We start from the raw sequence: 14,049 nt of genomic DNA on the forward strand, positions 1-14,049 counted from the left end.
ACGCCTGTTTCACTCCTCGAGTGACCGGATCCAGGGGGCGGGCATGACGAGGCACGGGGGACGGCGGAGCCAGGCCGAGCGGGACGCCGTCACCGTCGAGATCGGGTACGCGCTGTGCAGCGCGGCGTTCGCCGCGGCGGTCGTTCTCGGGGCCGTGGCGGGGCCGGCGCTGCTCTTCGAGCTGCCGGGCACCTTCGAGACGGTGCTGCTCCGCACCGGGATGACGCTCGCGACGGTCCTGTTCGCCGTCCGCACGGTCGCCGTGCTGGTCCGGTTCCGGCGGGCGGCTCAGCCCAGCCAGCCGGGCCGTACCAACCCCGACTCATAGGCCAGCACGACCAGTTGGGCCCGGTCACGGGCGCCCAGTTTCACCATGGTGCGGCTGACATGGGTCTTCGCGGTGAGCGGACTGACGACCAGACGGCGGGCGATCTCCTCGTTGGACAGGCCGATGCCGACCAGCGCCATGACCTCCCGTTCCCGCTCGGTGAGCCCGGACAGGGCGCCGGCGGCGGCCGGTTCCTTGGAACGGGCCGCGAACTCCGCGATCAGCCGGCGCGTCACCCCGGGCGACAGCAGCGCGTCACCGTCGACCACCGCCCGCACCGCGCGCAGCAGTTCCTCCGGCTCGGTGTCCTTGACCAGGAAGCCCGAGGCTCCCGAGCGGATCGCCTCGAAGACGTACTCGTCCAGCTCGAAGGTGGTGAGCATGACCACCTTCACGTCCCCCAGCTCCGCGTCCCCGGTGACCCGGCGGGTCGCGGCGAGACCGTCGAGCGCGGGCATGCGGATGTCCATGAGCACGACGTCGGGCCGCAGCTCGCGGATCAGCCGCACCGCCTCCTCGCCGTCGGACGCCTCCCCGGTCACCTCGATGTCCGGCTGCGCGTCCAGCAGCGCGCGGAATCCCGCCCGGACCAGTGACTGGTCGTCGGCGAGCAGTACGCGGATCAACGGTCCTCCTCGGCCTCGATCGGCAGTACGGCGAGCACCCGGAACCCTCCGTCGGGGCGCGGGCCCGCCTCGATGGTGCCACCCAGCGCGGCGGCCCGCTCCCGCATCCCGGCGAGCCCGCTCCCGCTGCCGCCCGCGTCGGCGCCGGTGGCGGGACCGTCGTCGTCGACGCGCAGTCGCAGCCGCCCCTCGCCCCGTTCGATCCGCACCCGCGCCTCGCGCGAGCCCGAGTGCCGTACGACGTTGGTGAGGGCCTCCTGGACGATGCGGAAGGCGGCCAGGTCCGCGCCGGGCGGCAGGTGCGGCGGCTCCCCCTCGACCGTCACGGTGAGGCCCGCGCTCGCGGCCTGTTCCACCAGCTCGGGCAGCCGGTCCAGGCCCGGCGCCGGGGTGCGCGGCGCGGCGCCCGGCGCGCGCAGCGTGTCGAGCACCTGACGCACCTCACCGAGCGCCTCCTTGCTCTGGGCCTTGATGGTGGTGAGCGCGCTGCGCGCCTGCTCCGGGTCGCTGTCCAGCAGGGCGAGACCGACGCCCGCCTGCACATTGATGACGGAGATGCTGTGCGCGAGGACGTCGTGCAGTTCACGGGCGATCCGCAGCCGCTCCTCGTCCGCGCGCCGCCGCGCCGCCCGGGCCCGCTCGGCCCGCTCCCGCGCCCACTGCTCACGGCGGGTCCGGGCCAGTTCCGACACCGCCACGAGCGCCACCACCCAGGTGGCGATCACGATCTCCCGGTTCCAGGAGGCGGCCGCGTCACCGGACGGCGGCAGCCACCGGTACAGCAGCTGCGCGATCAGCGCGTGCCCCGCCCAGAACGTCCCCATCGCCGCCCAGGAGGCGTGCCGGTGCCCGGAGACGACGGCGCTGAAGCAGGCCACGGCGATGGTGAGGAACACCGGCCCGTACGGGTATCCGGCACCGGTGTAGAGCAGGACGGCGGCGACCGACCCGAACACCACGGGCACGGGGTGCCGCCGTCGCCACAGCAGCATCGCCCCGGACGCCAGCAGCAGCACCCGTGCGACGGGGTCGAGGGCGACCCGCTCGCCCTCCTGGGCGTGGTCGGCGAAACCGGAGCCGACCAGCACGAACGCGGTGAGCAGCACGGTGGAGCGCCAGGGCCACCGGGGGCGCCCGCGCTCGCCGTCCTCGTCGGGGCCGCCGGTCCGGCGGCCCCGTCCGGGCGGACCGTACCGCCACGGCCGGGGCGGCCGCACGGGGCGCCACCGCCCCGGCGGCCCGCCGCCGGGGCCACGCTGCTCGTCCATGTCCGCCACGCTAGACGCCCGACGCCCCGGCCGGCGTCAGCCCGGCGTGGTGATCACACGTACTCCCGGTGAAGTACCTCCGCCGGTGCGTCGGCCCCCCGGATCCGCAGCCGGCGCAGTGGCCGCGGCGCCCACCAGTTCGCGCGCCCCGCGAGCCGCATCGTCACCGGCAGCAGCACGACCCGGATGAGGGTGGCGTCCACGAGGATCGTCAGGGCGGTGCCGACCCCGAGTTCCTTGAGGAAGACGACGCCGCCGGTGGCGTAGGACAGGAAGGACAGGGCGAGGATGCCGGCCGCGGCCGTGATCAGCGGGGCGCTGCGCCGGATGCCCTCACCGACGGCCTTCCGGGTGTCGCCGGTGCGGTCGTGCTCCTCCTTGATGCGGGCCAGCAGGAAGACCTCGTAGTCCATCGACAGCCCGTAGGCCACGCAGAACATCAGCACCGGGATGCTGGGCTCGATCGAGCCGGTCGGGGTGAAGCCGAGGATCCCGGACATGTTCCCGTCCTGGAAGACCCACACCAGGCAGCCGAACATCACCGACAGGCTCAGCAGGTTGAGCACGGTCGCCTTGAGCGGCAGCAGGAGGCTGCCCGTCATCAGGAAGAGGATCACGTAGGTCGCCGCCAGGACGAGGCCCAGGGCGAGGGGGAGGCGGTCGAGGATGACGGAGCGGAAGTCGGTCGTCTCGCCGGGGTAGCCGCCGACCAGGGCACCGGCCGGGGCCGGGGTGTCCCGGACGCGCTCCACGAAGGCGGGGACGTCGCCGCGCATGATCTGCTGGGTCGGTACGACGGCGAGCCGCACCCGCCCGTCCGGCGCCGTCAGCCGGTCCTGTCCGGGCGGAGCGGTGCGCCGGCCGTCCCGGTAGGTGCCGTCGGGGGCGTCGACCTGGAAGACGCCGGGGACGCGGGAGAGTCCGGCCGCGTACGCGCGTGTCGGCGGGCCGGTCGAGGACGACCTGGACCGTGTCCGTGGGTTCGGCGGCGAACTCCCGGTGCACGGTCTCCGAGGTGGTGCGCGAGGAGGTGCCCTCGGGCAGGGTGCGTTCGTCGGGCAGGCCGAAGCGCAGGCCCAGCAGGGGCGAGGCGGCCAGCAGCAGGACGGCCAGCACCGCGGCACCGGCCGGGAGGGGGCGGCGCATGGCGGCGAGCGCGGTGCGGTGCGGTGCGGCGTGCGGTCGAACTGGCCCGCCGTGCCGAGGAGCTGTGGCGGGGTGAGTTCGTCGAGGGGCTGCGGGCGCCGTACCTCGAGGCCGAGCGGCTGCGGTGGGCCGAGAAGCGGCTCACGGTCCTGGAGGGGTTGCTGGAGGGCGAGATCACCCTCGGCCGGGCCTTCGAGCACCTGCACGAACTCGTCCGGCTCGTGGCGGCGCACCCGCTGCGCGAACGCCTCGCGGAGCTGCTGATGCTGGCCCTGTGCCGCACCAGACGTCCCGCGGACGCGCTCGCCGTGTACGAGGAGACGCGGCGGCGGCTCACCGAGGCGATGGGGGGCGGACCCGGGGCCCGGGCTGCGGTCGCTGCACGCCCGGGTGCTTCGTCAGGATCCGGCGCTGCTGCCCTCACCCCCGGTTCCGGCGGCCTGAGCGACCGGACTCCGTCCGCCCCCGTCCCGCCGCGGCGGCGCCGGGGCGGCGGTGCGGGCGGGTCGGCCCGCCGCGTGCCGGAAGAACGTCCCGCGGCCGTCCGCACGGTTCCGGGCCACCGGCCGGCAGCGAGGGCCGGGCCGCCGCCCGGTGGGCGTCGCGGAGGACGCGACGAGGACGCGGTCGGCACGGGAGGCGGACGGGAGCATGCCCCGGATCACGGTCGGGAGCCGGCCTCGTCGCCCGCGGGCCGCCGGTCCAGTGCCATCAGCGCGCGGTGGGCCAACGGGTGGGTGCGGACCAGCTCGCCGAGCGTCGTCGAGCCCTGTGTGATGTCCTTGAACGCCTTCCAGGCCGGGCGGAAGCCGGTGAGGACCGCGTGGAACACCCCCGGACGCCGTTCGAACGCGGCCAGCATCCGCTTGCCGACGCTCATCTCCACGCCGAGTCCCGCCTTCACGGCGAAGGCGTAGTTCAGCGCCTGCCGGCGCGTGTCCACGGCGTCGTGCGCCTCGGCGATCCGCACCGCCCACTCCCCCGCCAGCCGGCCCGAGCGCAGCGCGAAGGAGATGCCCTCGCGGGTCCACGGCTCCAGCAGCCCCGCCGCGTCCCCGCACACCAGCACCCGCCCGCGCGACAGCGGCGAGTCGTCGGCGCGGCAGCGCGTCAAGTGGCCGGAGGAGATGCTCGGTTCGAAGCCGGCGAGGCCGAGCCGCCCGATGAAGTCCTCCAAGTAGCGCTTGGTCGCGGCGCCTTCACCGCGCCGCGAGATCACGCCGACGGTGAGCGTGTCGCCCTTGGGGAAGACCCAGCCGTAACTGCCGGGCATCGGGCCCCAGTCGATGAGCACCCGCCCCTTCCAGTCCTCGGCGACCGTCTCCGGCACCGGGATCTCCGCCTCCAGGCCGAGGTCGACCTGGTCCAGCTTGACGCCGACGTGGGCCCCTATGCGGCCCGCGCTGCCGTCCGCGCCGACCACGGCCCGCGCGAGCACCGTCTCGCCGCCCTGCAGGACGAGGGCGACCGTGCGCCGGTCCGGCACGGCCGAGCCGTGCTGCTCCACCCGCTGCACGGCGACGCCGGTGCGCAGCTCGGCGCCCGCCTTCTGCGCGTGCTCCACGAGTTGCTGGTCGAACTCGGGCCGGTTGATCAGCCCGAACAGCATCTGCCGGGAGCGGCGGGTGCGGCTGAAGCGGCCGTTGTTCGAGAACGTCACCGCGTGCACCCGGTCCTTGAACGGAAGCTCGAAGCCGGGCGGGAGTGAGTCGCGGGAGGGGCCGATGATGCCGCCGCCGCACGTTTTGTAGCGCGGCAGTTCCGCCTTCTCCAGCAACAGCACGCGCCGTCCCGCGACCGCCGCCGCGTAGGCGGCCGAGGCCCCCGCGGGTCCCGCGCCCACCACGACGACGTCCCACACCTGCTGTACGTCGTCCGCCGAAGAGTTCTCGCTGCTCACGATGGTCTACTGCTCCCGATCCAGCCGCCTGCCGCTGATGTCCTCCCGCATCCTACGGCGGCGGTCACCGAGGCTCGCTGTGGGAGGATCGGCGGCGTGAGTGCCCCGTACACGGGTCCTCACGCACACCGCACGATCATCTCGTACAAAGAAGTACTCGGAAGCTTCAACGTCGCACCCACAAGGAGCGTGCCCATGTCGTCGAATCCGGTCGCCGCGACCGTCGCCTCGCTGATGCCCAGGGCGAAGGAGGAGCTCACCGAGCTGGTGGCCTTCAAGTCGGTGGCGGACTTCGACCAGTTCCCGCGGGTCGAGAGCGAGGGCGCCGCCCGCTGGATCGCCGACGCGCTCACCGCCGAGGGCTTTACGGACGTGGCGCTGCTCGACACCCCGGACGGCACGCAGTCGGTGTACGGCTTCCTGCCGGGCCCGGAGGGCGCCAGGACCGTGCTGCTGTACGCGCACTACGACGTGCAGCCGCCGCTGGACGAGGCCGGCTGGGCCACCCCGCCGTTCGAACTGACCGAGCGCGACGGCCGCTGGTACGGGCGCGGGGCCGCCGACTGCAAGGGCGGCGTGATCATGCACCTGCTGGCGCTGCGGGCGCTGAAGGCGAACGGCGGCGTCCCCGTGCACGTCAAGGTGATCGTCGAGGGTTCGGAGGAGCAGGGCACCGGCGGCCTGGAGCGGTACGCCGAGAACCACCCCGACCTGCTGACGGCCGACACCATCGTGATCGGCGACGCCGGCAACTTCCGCGCCGGTCTGCCGACGGTCACCTCCACCCTGCGCGGCATGACGCTCGTCCGGGTGCGGATCGACACCCTGGAGGGCAACCTGCACTCCGGCCAGTTCGGCGGGGCCGCGCCCGACGCGCTGGCCGCGCTCGTGCGCGTGCTGGACTCGCTGCGCGCCGAGGACGGCAGCACCACCGTCGACGGGCTGGCCGGCGACGAGGCGTGGGACGGACTGCGGTACGACGACGAGCAGTTCCGCAAGGACGCCAAGGTGCTGGACGGTGTGGAGCTGATCGGTTCCGGCACGGTCGCCGACCGCATCTGGGCGCGCCCGGCGGTGACCGTGCTCGGCATCGACTGCCCGCCGGTGGTCGGCGCCACGCCCTCGGTGCAGGCGAGCGCCCGCGCGCTGATCAGCCTGCGGGTGCCGCCGGGTGTCGACGCGGTCGAGGCGACGAAGCTCCTCCGCGCGCACCTGGAGTCGCACACGCCGTGGGGCGCGCGGGTGAGCACCGAGCAGATCGGTCAGGGGCAGGCGTTCCGCGCGGACACCGCCAGCCCGGCCTACCAGGCCATGGCCGACGCGATGGCGGTGGCGTACCCGGGCCAGGAGATGCAGTACGCGGGCCAGGGCGGCTCGATCCCCCTGTGCAACACCCTCGCCGCCCTCTACCCGAAGGCGGAGATCCTGCTCATCGGCCTGAGCGAGCCGGAGGCGCAGATCCACGCGGTGAACGAGAGCGTGTCCCCCGACGAACTCGAGCGGCTGTCGGTCGCGGAGGCGCTGTTCCTGCGCAACTACGCGTCCGGCGCGAACTGACCGCCGTGGTCCGGCCGTACTCGAGGACGTCACGGGCGGGACGGCTTCCCTGACCCGGCGGGGCGTGCGGGCGCTCCCGAAGGAGGAGGCCGCCCCGCCCGTCCACGGCACCGTGCCGCCGGGCGGGTCCGCCCTCGCCCGGCGGCGGACGCCGGCCGGCGTCCGCCGGTCCGGGCTCATCCGACCGGCACTCCGGCCTCCAGGTACATCGCCTTCCCGCGTTCCCTCGCCCGCAGGGCCCGCCGCAGCCGTTCGTAGCGGACCGGGGGCAGCAGATCGGCGGCCTCGGCCTCGGAGGCGAAGCGCCAGCCGCGCAGTTCCGGTCCGGGCAGCAGGAGGCGTCCGGCGGCCGCGGAGTCGAGACGGCCGCCGTCGAAGAGCAGCCGCAGGCCGCCGAATCCGGGCGGCGCGGGCGGCTCCCAGTCGACGACGAGGAGCGCCGGTACGTCGTCGAGGCGGATCCCGGTCTCCTCGGCGACCTCGCGCATACCCGCACGCGCGGGGGCCTCGCCGCGTTCCACGACCCCGCCCGGGAACTCCCAGCCCGGCTTGTAGGTCGGGTCGACGAGCAGGACCCGGTCCTGCTCGTCGAAGAGCAGCACACCGGCGGCGACCGTCTCGGCGGTGGGCTCGGGCGTCTGCACGATGTCGCAGGCCGGCACCTCCCCGCTGCCGACCGCCTCCGCTATCCGCAGGGCGGTCTCGTAGGGGCTGAGGGTCCCGCTGTCGACCGGGTAGGCGTCGGCGGTGAGCCAGGCGGCGAGGGCCGCCTTGTACGGTTCGATATGGTCGTACGACCATTGCCGAACGCGTATGTCGCCGTCGGGGAGGTCCGCCGGGACCTCACGGCCGGCTATGCGCTCACGCAGGATCGTTTCCGCCGGGGCGAGGAGAACATGCCGGACCGGTATCCGGCGGGCGGCGAGCCCGCCGAAGATCTCGTCGCGGTGCTCCTGGCGCAGCAGGGTCATGGGGACCACGAGGGTCCCGCCGAGCTCGGCGAGCATCGCGGCCGCCGTGTCGATCACGAGTCGTCGCCAGATCGGGAGGTCCTGGAAGTCGCCGACCTCGGCGAGGCATTTGGGCGGAAGCAGCTGGTCCAGTGCTCCGCCGATGACCTCGGGGTCGAAGAGCGTGCTGTTCGGGATCAGCTCGATCAGTTCGCGCGCGGTGGTGGTCTTTCCCGCACCGAACGCCCCGTTGACCCAGACGATCACGTTTCCCCCTCTTCTGTTGGCCCCCTGTGGCTTGCCCGCTCCACCCTGCCACGGAAACCAGATCCGGTTGAGAACGCGCGAGAACGGCGCCGGTGCCCCTGTCGTCCAGGGGCACCGGCGCCGTACGGCCGTGCCGCGGGGCTCGTCAGTCCTTGTCGCCCCGGTCGATGTCCAGCTCCACGGTGTTGTCCTCGGCGACGGTCCGGTCGAGGGTGCTGAGGGTGTCGTCGACGCCGAGCGGGGCGCCCCCGTCGGCGGCCGCGTGCGACGGGGTGACGGCCGCGACGACGAAGCCGGTGGCGAGGGAGGCGATGGCCAGCATGCTGCGCTTCTTCATGCCCGGCACAACTGCCGGAGCGGCCCCGGGGTCACGCACGTGTTCCCGGGGCCACCCCGGTGGCCGTCACGGCGCCGCGCACGGCAGGCCGCACCGCGAAGCCCCGGACACCGGCGACCGGCGGCAGGGACCGGACCCGGCCCTCAGACTCCCGCCACCGCCGTGTCCGTCCTGCCCGCCAGCGCCGCCGCCGCCGCGCCCACCAGACCCGCGTCCGTACCCATCCGGGCCGGGGTCACGGCGAGGCGCTGGACGAAGGACAGGGTGGCGTACTCGGTGAGGGCCTTGCGGAGGGGGGTGAAGAGGACCTCGCCCGCCTTGCCCACGCCCCCGCCGATCACGGCGATGTCGATCTCGACGAGTGTCGCGGTGGCCGCGATACCGGCGGCCAGCGCCCTGGCCGCCCGCTCGAACGACGCCGCGGCCACCGGATCGCCGGCCCGGGCGGCGGTGGCCACCGCGGCGGCGGAGGTGTCGCCGTCCGGGCCGGGACGCCAGCCGTCGTCCAGGGCGCGGCGGGCGATGTTGGGGCCGCTCGCGATGCGCTCCACGCAGCCGCGCGAACCGCACGGGCACAGGTCGCCGTCGAGGTCCACGCTGATGTGGCCGATGTGGCCCGCGTTGCCGGTGGGCCCGGGGTGCAGCCGGCCACCGAGCACCAGGCCGCCGCCGACCCCGGTCGAGACGACCATGCACAGCGCGTTGTCGTGGCCGCGGGCGGCGCCCTGCCAGTGTTCGGCGGCCGTGATCGCCACCCCGTCGCCGATCAGCTCCACGGGCAGGCCTCCGGCCGCGTCCCGGACCCGGGCGACGAGCGGGTAGTCGCGCCAGCCGGGCACGTTGACCGGGCTCACCGTGCCCGCGGAGGCGTCCACGGGGCCGGCGCTGCCGATGCCCACCGCGCCGGCGCGGTGCCACAGCGGGGACGCGGTGAGCTCGCCGAGCACCGCCTCGACCGCCCGCATCACGGTCTCACCGTTCTCCTGCGCGGGCGTCGGCCGCTGGGCGCGGACCAGGATCCGGCCCTGGTCGTCCACCAGCGCGCCGGCGATCTTGGTGCCGCCGATGTCGAGCGCGGCCACGAGGTCGGTGTGCATCAGTGTCGGATCTCCCCGTTGAAACATCAGAAAACCGCCGAGAACGACCATGTGCGACCAGGAGGCAACACATGGAGCACGGGCAACGGCCGATCGTGCGGCGAGGTGCGGGCCGGAGTGTGCATGGGACAGTGTCCCCCGAGCCTGACAACGTTGTCCAGGCTCTATGCTCGACGCCACATCCTCATACAAGCCCATGGACCTACGCATCCCCGTGGCCGACAGGACAGGACACCGCACCGTGCCGGAGACGACCCGCCGCACCGACCGCATCCCAGGGACCCGTTACGGCAACCGTCCGACGATGAAGGACGTGGCCGCGCGCGCCGGGGTCGGACTCAAGACGGTCTCCCGCGTGGTCAACGGCGAGCCCGGCGTCACGCCGGAGACGGAGCGCCGCGTCCAGGAGGCGATCGAGGCGCTCGGCTTCCGCCGCAACGACAGCGCCCGCGTGCTGCGCAAGGGCCGCACCGCCAGCATCGGCCTGGTCCTGGAGGATCTCGCGGACCCGTTCTACGGTCCGCTGAGCCGGGCGGTCGAGGAGGTGGCCCGCGCACACGGCGCCCTGCTGATCAACGGCTCCAGCGCGGAGGACGCCGACCGCGAGCAGGAGCTGGTGCTGGCGCTGTGCGCGCGGCGGGTGGACGGTCTTGTGGTGATCCCGGCCGGGGACGACCACCGCTATCTGGCACCGGAGATCAAGGCGGGCGTCGCCACCGTCTTCGTGGACCGTCCGGCCGGGCACATCGACGTGGACGTCGTCGTGTCGGACAACTTCGGCGGCGCCCACGACGGCGTGAGCCACCTGATCGCGCACGGACACCGCCGGATCGGCTTCATCGGCGACATGCCCCGCATCCACACCGCGGCCGAGCGGCTGCGCGGCTACCGGACCGCCATGGAGGACGCGGGGATAACGGTGGCGGACTCCTGGATGTCGCTGGGCGTCACCGACCCGGAGCGGGTGCGCCGGGCGGCCGAGGAGATGCTCTCAGGACCGGATCCGGTCACCGCGATCTTCACGGGCAACAACCGGGTGACGGTCACCGTGATCCGGGTGCTGGCCGGACACGCCCGCCGGGTCGCCCTGGTCGGCTTCGACGACATCGAGCTCGCCGATCTGCTCCAGCCCGGCGTCACGGTCGTCGCCCAGGACGCGGCGGCCCTCGGCCGGACCGCGGCCGAGCGGCTGTTCCGCCAGCTGGACGGCACCCTGCTCGCTCCGGAGCGGATCGAGCTCCCCACCCGGCTGATCACCCGCGGCTCCGGCGAGCTGCCTCCGGCGGACTAGCGGCGGGCGGTGCCGGTGGAGGAGGACCGCACCCTGCGGGCGCTGGGTCTCGAGAAGGCGCCGCGCGAGCACCCGCTGCTGTATCCGGGCGCGTGGCCGCGGGATTCGGGGCTGCTGAACGGGGACCGGCTGCTGCCGCTGGACCGCCTGGTGTACGAGGACCGCGTGCCCGTGCTCGCGGTCGGCTCCAACGCCTGTCCCGGCCAGCTGCGGCACAAGATGGCCGAGTCCGGGGTCATCACGCCGGTGCCGATGGTGCGGACGCGGGTGACAGGCGTCGGCATCGGCGTCTCGGCGCACGTCAGCCGTATGGGCTATGTGTCCCACTCGCCGGTCCGCGCCCCGGGGACGGTACGGGAGCTGTTCGTCCTCTGGCTCGACGCCCGGCAGCTCGCGGTGATCGACGCGAGCGAGGGCGTACCGCGGCCGGACGGCAACTTCCACCGCGTCTGGCTGCCCGCGCCCGATGTGCGCGTGGAACTCGCCGACGGCTCCGCGCTCCCCGGCGCGTACGCGTACGTGAACCGCCACGGCGTGCTGCACGACGGCACCGGCGCCCCGCGCGCCCACCCGGGTCAGCGGGCGCTGCTCACCGATCTGCTCGTGAACGTGCCCGGACTGCGGGAGCTGTTCGGCGTCTCCCCCGAGGAGTTCTGCGCGCGGGCCCGCGCCGACCTCCGGCTGTGCGCGCGGGGAACCCGGCTGTTCGCGGAGCGGAAGCTGGCGACGGTCTGCGGCCTGGAGCGGTACGCGGGGTCTCAGCAGTACGGAAGTCCCGGCACCGGTGCGTCGTCGGCGCCGCCCCTGATGTAGACGTCACTGACCCAGACGCCGGTGTTGCCGCTGTCGTCGTCGGTTCTGGCCCACCACGTGTTGGTCCACTCGCCGTGCGTCTCGCGGCGGCCCAGGTTCTGCTGGCAGTAGAAGTAGTTGGTGCCCGCGTTGAGGAGGCCGGCCTCGGTGCCGGAGGCGGTGTAGGACGTGGCGGTGCGCCAGACCTGGCAGTTGTACTTGCCTCCACCGACGGGGTGGCAGACGGGGGCCGCCGTGGCCGCGCCGCCGTCCCCTCCCGGCGCGCCGTCGCTGTCGTCGCCACCGGACGTGCCGCGGTCCGGGGTCTTCTCGGCGGCGGACGTGGCGGGACGGCCGGTGGGGGTGTCCTCGGTCTCGTCCTTCTCGTCGGACTTCTCCGACGGTGCCGCGCTCCTCTCCGCGTCCGCTCCGGGTCCCAGGGGACGCGTGGCGTCCGTGTCGCCTGACGGGGTGGGTGAGGCCGGGGCGTCGGTGCGGGTGCCCCCGGTGCGCGCGTCCGCCCGGTTCCCGTCCGAGGAGTCGGACACGGCGGCCGTGATGCCCGCCGCGGCGAGGACGACGGTGACGGCCACGGCGGCGAGCAGCGCGCGCCCCTTGCGGCGGGAGCGCGCTGCGGAGTCCATGGGGCCGGTGGGTGAGGAACCGGCCTCCGGGACCGCGTGCGCACCTGGCACCGGGCCGCCCGGTGCCTCGGGCCGGGTCGGCCGCTCCGGCGGCCCGAAGCCCGGTGGCACCGCCGGGACGCTGCGCTCCGTCTCGGTGCGGACGGGTGCGGGTACGGGCGTGGGCCGGCGCAGCGAGGTGGTCGGGGTGTCCGCGCCGGTGGCGACGGCTTCCAGGAGGACGCGTGCCTCCGCGGCCTCCGGACGGGCCTCGGGCCGCTTGTCCATCAGCCGCCCGAGGACGGGCGCGAGCGGGCCGGTCCGGCCGGAGTCGGGGAGCGGCTCGGAGACGATCGCGGTGAGGGTGGAGAACGTCGACGTACGGCGGAAGGGCGAGGCGCCTTCCACGGCCGCGTAGAGCGTGGCGCCCAGGGCCCAGACGTCGGAGGCCGGTCCCGGGACGGCGCCCTGGGCGCGCTCGGGCGCCAGGTAGTCGAGGGAGCCGACGATCTCGCCGCTCCGGGTGAGGTGGGTGGCCGCGCCGTCGCCGGGGTCGTCCATGGTGGCGATGCCGAAGTCGGTGAGGACGGTCCGGCCCGAGCGGTCGAGCAGGATGTTGCCGGGCTTCACATCGCGGTGCAGCACGCCGGCCCGGTGCGCGGCGGCCAGCGCGTCCATCACCTTGGCGCCGATGTCGGCCGCCTCGCGCGGATCGAGGGTGCCGCGGTCGCGGAGCACGTCGTCCAGGGACGGCCCGTCGATGAGTTCCATGACGATCAGGGGCCGGCCGTCCGTCTCGGCGATGTCGTGGACGGCGATGACGCCGGGATGGCGCACCCGGGCGGCCGCGCGGGCCTCACGCTGCATCCGCAGTCCCAGGTCGGCCAGTTCGGGACCGGCGGCGTCGGTGTAGGTGCGCAGTTCCTTGACCGCCACCTCGCGGCCGAGGACCTCGTCCACCGCCTTCCACACCACGCCCATGCCGCCGCGCCCGAGCTGCGCGGTCACCCGGTACCGGCCGGCCAGCAGCCGCCCGGTTCCGTCCCCCTGTCCGTACTCCCCCGCTGACACCACTGCCCCGTTCCTCGACACCACCGACCGTGCGTGGCGTACAGCCTAAGGGGCACGGGTGACAGGTCAGGGCGGGGTGTCCTCGGGCTCCCAGCGCAGCAGGTCGCCCGGCTGGCACTCGAGCACTTCGCAGAGCGCGGCGAGGGTCGTGAAGCGCACCGCCTTGGCGCGGCCGTTCTTGAGCACCGCCAGATTGGCCGGCGTGATCCCGACGCGTTCGGCGAGTTCGCCCACGGACATCTTCCGTCTGGCCAGCATCACGTCGATGTCGACGGCGATCGGCATCAGATGACCTCGGCCAGCTCGGCCCGCATCCGCGACGCCTCGACGTCGCGCGCGACGGCCTGCGCCAGCAGCATCCGCAGGACGAGCACGACCAGGGCGATGCCCAGGATCGCCAGACCGGCCCCGCCCAGCAGCACCACGACGCCGGGGGCCACGGCCTCGCCGGGCGCGAGGAGCGCTCCGAGCGCGAACACCAGCAGCCCCGCGGCGACGAACGCGCCGATGACGATGTGCACGTAGCGGAAGGCGGCATGGGAGAAGACGGTCCCGCGCCGCGCCATCGTCACCAGCCGCCAGACACAGACCAGGACGACCTGGGCCGTCACCACGCCGAGGACCACGACGAGGAGGAGCGGGAACCGCAGCGACGAGTACTCCGCGTCCAGCCCTTCGAGGTCGCTCGCCATCAGCGGCACCAGCACCGTCTGGACCCCCAGGGAGCCCGCCAGCAGCGCCACCATCACGGCGCGCAGCGCGAGCACGGTCAACCGTCCCATCACCCCTCCTTGAA

14 protein-coding genes and 1 pseudogene are annotated in these 14,049 nt (G+C 74.1%); 5 read left to right on the forward strand and 10 right to left on the reverse strand.

The window, feature by feature from the left end:
* Positions 1-43: 43 nt before the first annotated feature.
* Entirely contained in the window at positions 44-328 is a 285-nt protein-coding gene (locus KUM38_RS33775; RefSeq protein ID WP_217135200.1) for a DUF6332 family protein, read from the forward strand.
* Here KUM38_RS33775 and KUM38_RS33780 read toward each other — a convergent pair.
* From KUM38_RS33780 to KUM38_RS43420, 3 genes are read right to left on the reverse strand one after another with little or no spacing between them, the layout of a single operon-like run.
* Complete coding sequence (locus KUM38_RS33780; protein ID WP_217135202.1) at positions 289-954, reverse strand: response regulator transcription factor; 666 nt, start codon at positions 952-954, stop codon at positions 289-291. The genes KUM38_RS33775 and KUM38_RS33780 overlap by 40 nt on opposite strands.
* On the reverse strand, positions 951-2,231 hold the full coding sequence (locus KUM38_RS33785) for a sensor histidine kinase (RefSeq protein WP_308409126.1): 1,281 nt from the start codon (positions 2,229-2,231) through the stop codon (positions 951-953). The genes KUM38_RS33780 and KUM38_RS33785 overlap by 4 nt, the downstream gene beginning before the upstream one ends.
* 44 nt (positions 2,232-2,275) lie before the next feature.
* Positions 2,276-3,346, reverse strand: coding sequence for an MMPL family transporter (locus KUM38_RS43420; RefSeq protein ID WP_374227120.1), 1,071 nt, complete (start codon positions 3,344-3,346; stop codon positions 2,276-2,278).
* Between the two features lie 45 nt (positions 3,347-3,391).
* On the opposite strand from KUM38_RS43420, the pseudogene KUM38_RS43845 reads away from it, so the two are divergent.
* A pseudogene (locus KUM38_RS43845) lies at positions 3,392-3,676 on the forward strand (BTAD domain-containing putative transcriptional regulator); the annotation flags it as partial.
* A gap of 353 nt (positions 3,677-4,029) precedes the next feature.
* On the opposite strand, the gene KUM38_RS33795 reads toward KUM38_RS43845, so the two are convergent.
* A complete protein-coding gene (locus KUM38_RS33795; protein ID WP_217135206.1) occupies positions 4,030-5,268 on the reverse strand; it encodes a geranylgeranyl reductase family protein in 1,239 nt (412 codons plus the stop codon).
* Positions 5,269-5,463: 195 nt separating this feature from the next.
* On the opposite strand from KUM38_RS33795, the gene KUM38_RS33800 reads away from it, so the two are divergent.
* The gene (locus tag KUM38_RS33800) at positions 5,464-6,825 is read left to right on the forward strand and encodes a dipeptidase (RefSeq protein WP_217135208.1); all 1,362 of its coding nucleotides are present in this window, start codon (positions 5,464-5,466) and stop codon (positions 6,823-6,825) included.
* Positions 6,826-7,001: 176 nt separating this feature from the next.
* Here KUM38_RS33800 and KUM38_RS33805 read toward each other — a convergent pair whose 3' ends face one another.
* The 3 genes from KUM38_RS33805 to KUM38_RS33815 all read right to left on the reverse strand — a co-directional run bounded on the left by KUM38_RS33805 (position 7,002) and on the right by KUM38_RS33815 (position 9,476).
* The gene (locus KUM38_RS33805; RefSeq protein WP_217135210.1) at positions 7,002-8,042 is read right to left on the reverse strand and encodes an NUDIX hydrolase; all 1,041 of its coding nucleotides are present in this window, start codon (positions 8,040-8,042) and stop codon (positions 7,002-7,004) included.
* Between the two features lie 145 nt (positions 8,043-8,187).
* Positions 8,188-8,379, reverse strand: coding sequence for a hypothetical protein (locus KUM38_RS33810; protein WP_217135212.1), 192 nt, complete (start codon positions 8,377-8,379; stop codon positions 8,188-8,190).
* Between the two features lie 143 nt (positions 8,380-8,522).
* On the reverse strand, positions 8,523-9,476 hold the full coding sequence (locus tag KUM38_RS33815) for an ROK family protein (protein ID WP_217135214.1): 954 nt from the start codon (positions 9,474-9,476) through the stop codon (positions 8,523-8,525).
* A gap of 196 nt (positions 9,477-9,672) precedes the next feature.
* On the opposite strand from KUM38_RS33815, the gene KUM38_RS33820 reads away from it, so the two are divergent.
* Together KUM38_RS33820 and KUM38_RS33825 are read left to right on the forward strand one after the other, a co-directional pair.
* Complete coding sequence (locus KUM38_RS33820; protein WP_217135216.1) at positions 9,673-10,767, forward strand: LacI family DNA-binding transcriptional regulator; 1,095 nt, start codon at positions 9,673-9,675, stop codon at positions 10,765-10,767.
* Between the two features lie 9 nt (positions 10,768-10,776).
* Positions 10,777-11,580: a hypothetical protein gene (locus KUM38_RS33825; protein ID WP_217135218.1), complete on the forward strand. Its 804-nt coding sequence runs from the start codon at positions 10,777-10,779 to the stop codon at positions 11,578-11,580.
* On the opposite strand, the gene KUM38_RS33830 is transcribed toward KUM38_RS33825, so the two are convergent.
* The 3 genes from KUM38_RS33830 to KUM38_RS33840 form a co-directional block, all read right to left on the reverse strand.
* A complete protein-coding gene (locus KUM38_RS33830) occupies positions 11,526-13,253 on the reverse strand; it encodes a serine/threonine-protein kinase (protein ID WP_217135220.1) in 1,728 nt (575 codons plus the stop codon). The genes KUM38_RS33825 and KUM38_RS33830 overlap by 55 nt on opposite strands.
* Positions 13,254-13,319: 66 nt before the next feature.
* The gene (locus KUM38_RS33835) at positions 13,320-13,538 is read right to left on the reverse strand and encodes a helix-turn-helix transcriptional regulator (RefSeq protein ID WP_217135222.1); all 219 of its coding nucleotides are present in this window, start codon (positions 13,536-13,538) and stop codon (positions 13,320-13,322) included.
* The gene (locus tag KUM38_RS33840) at positions 13,538-14,035 is read right to left on the reverse strand and encodes a DUF2975 domain-containing protein (RefSeq protein ID WP_217135223.1); all 498 of its coding nucleotides are present in this window, start codon (positions 14,033-14,035) and stop codon (positions 13,538-13,540) included. The genes KUM38_RS33835 and KUM38_RS33840 overlap by 1 nt, the downstream gene beginning before the upstream one ends.
* Positions 14,036-14,049 lie beyond the last annotated feature (14 nt).

This window comes from Streptomyces sp. AC558_RSS880 (assembly GCF_019049255.1).
Taxonomy (GTDB): domain Bacteria; phylum Actinomycetota; class Actinomycetes; order Streptomycetales; family Streptomycetaceae; genus Streptomyces.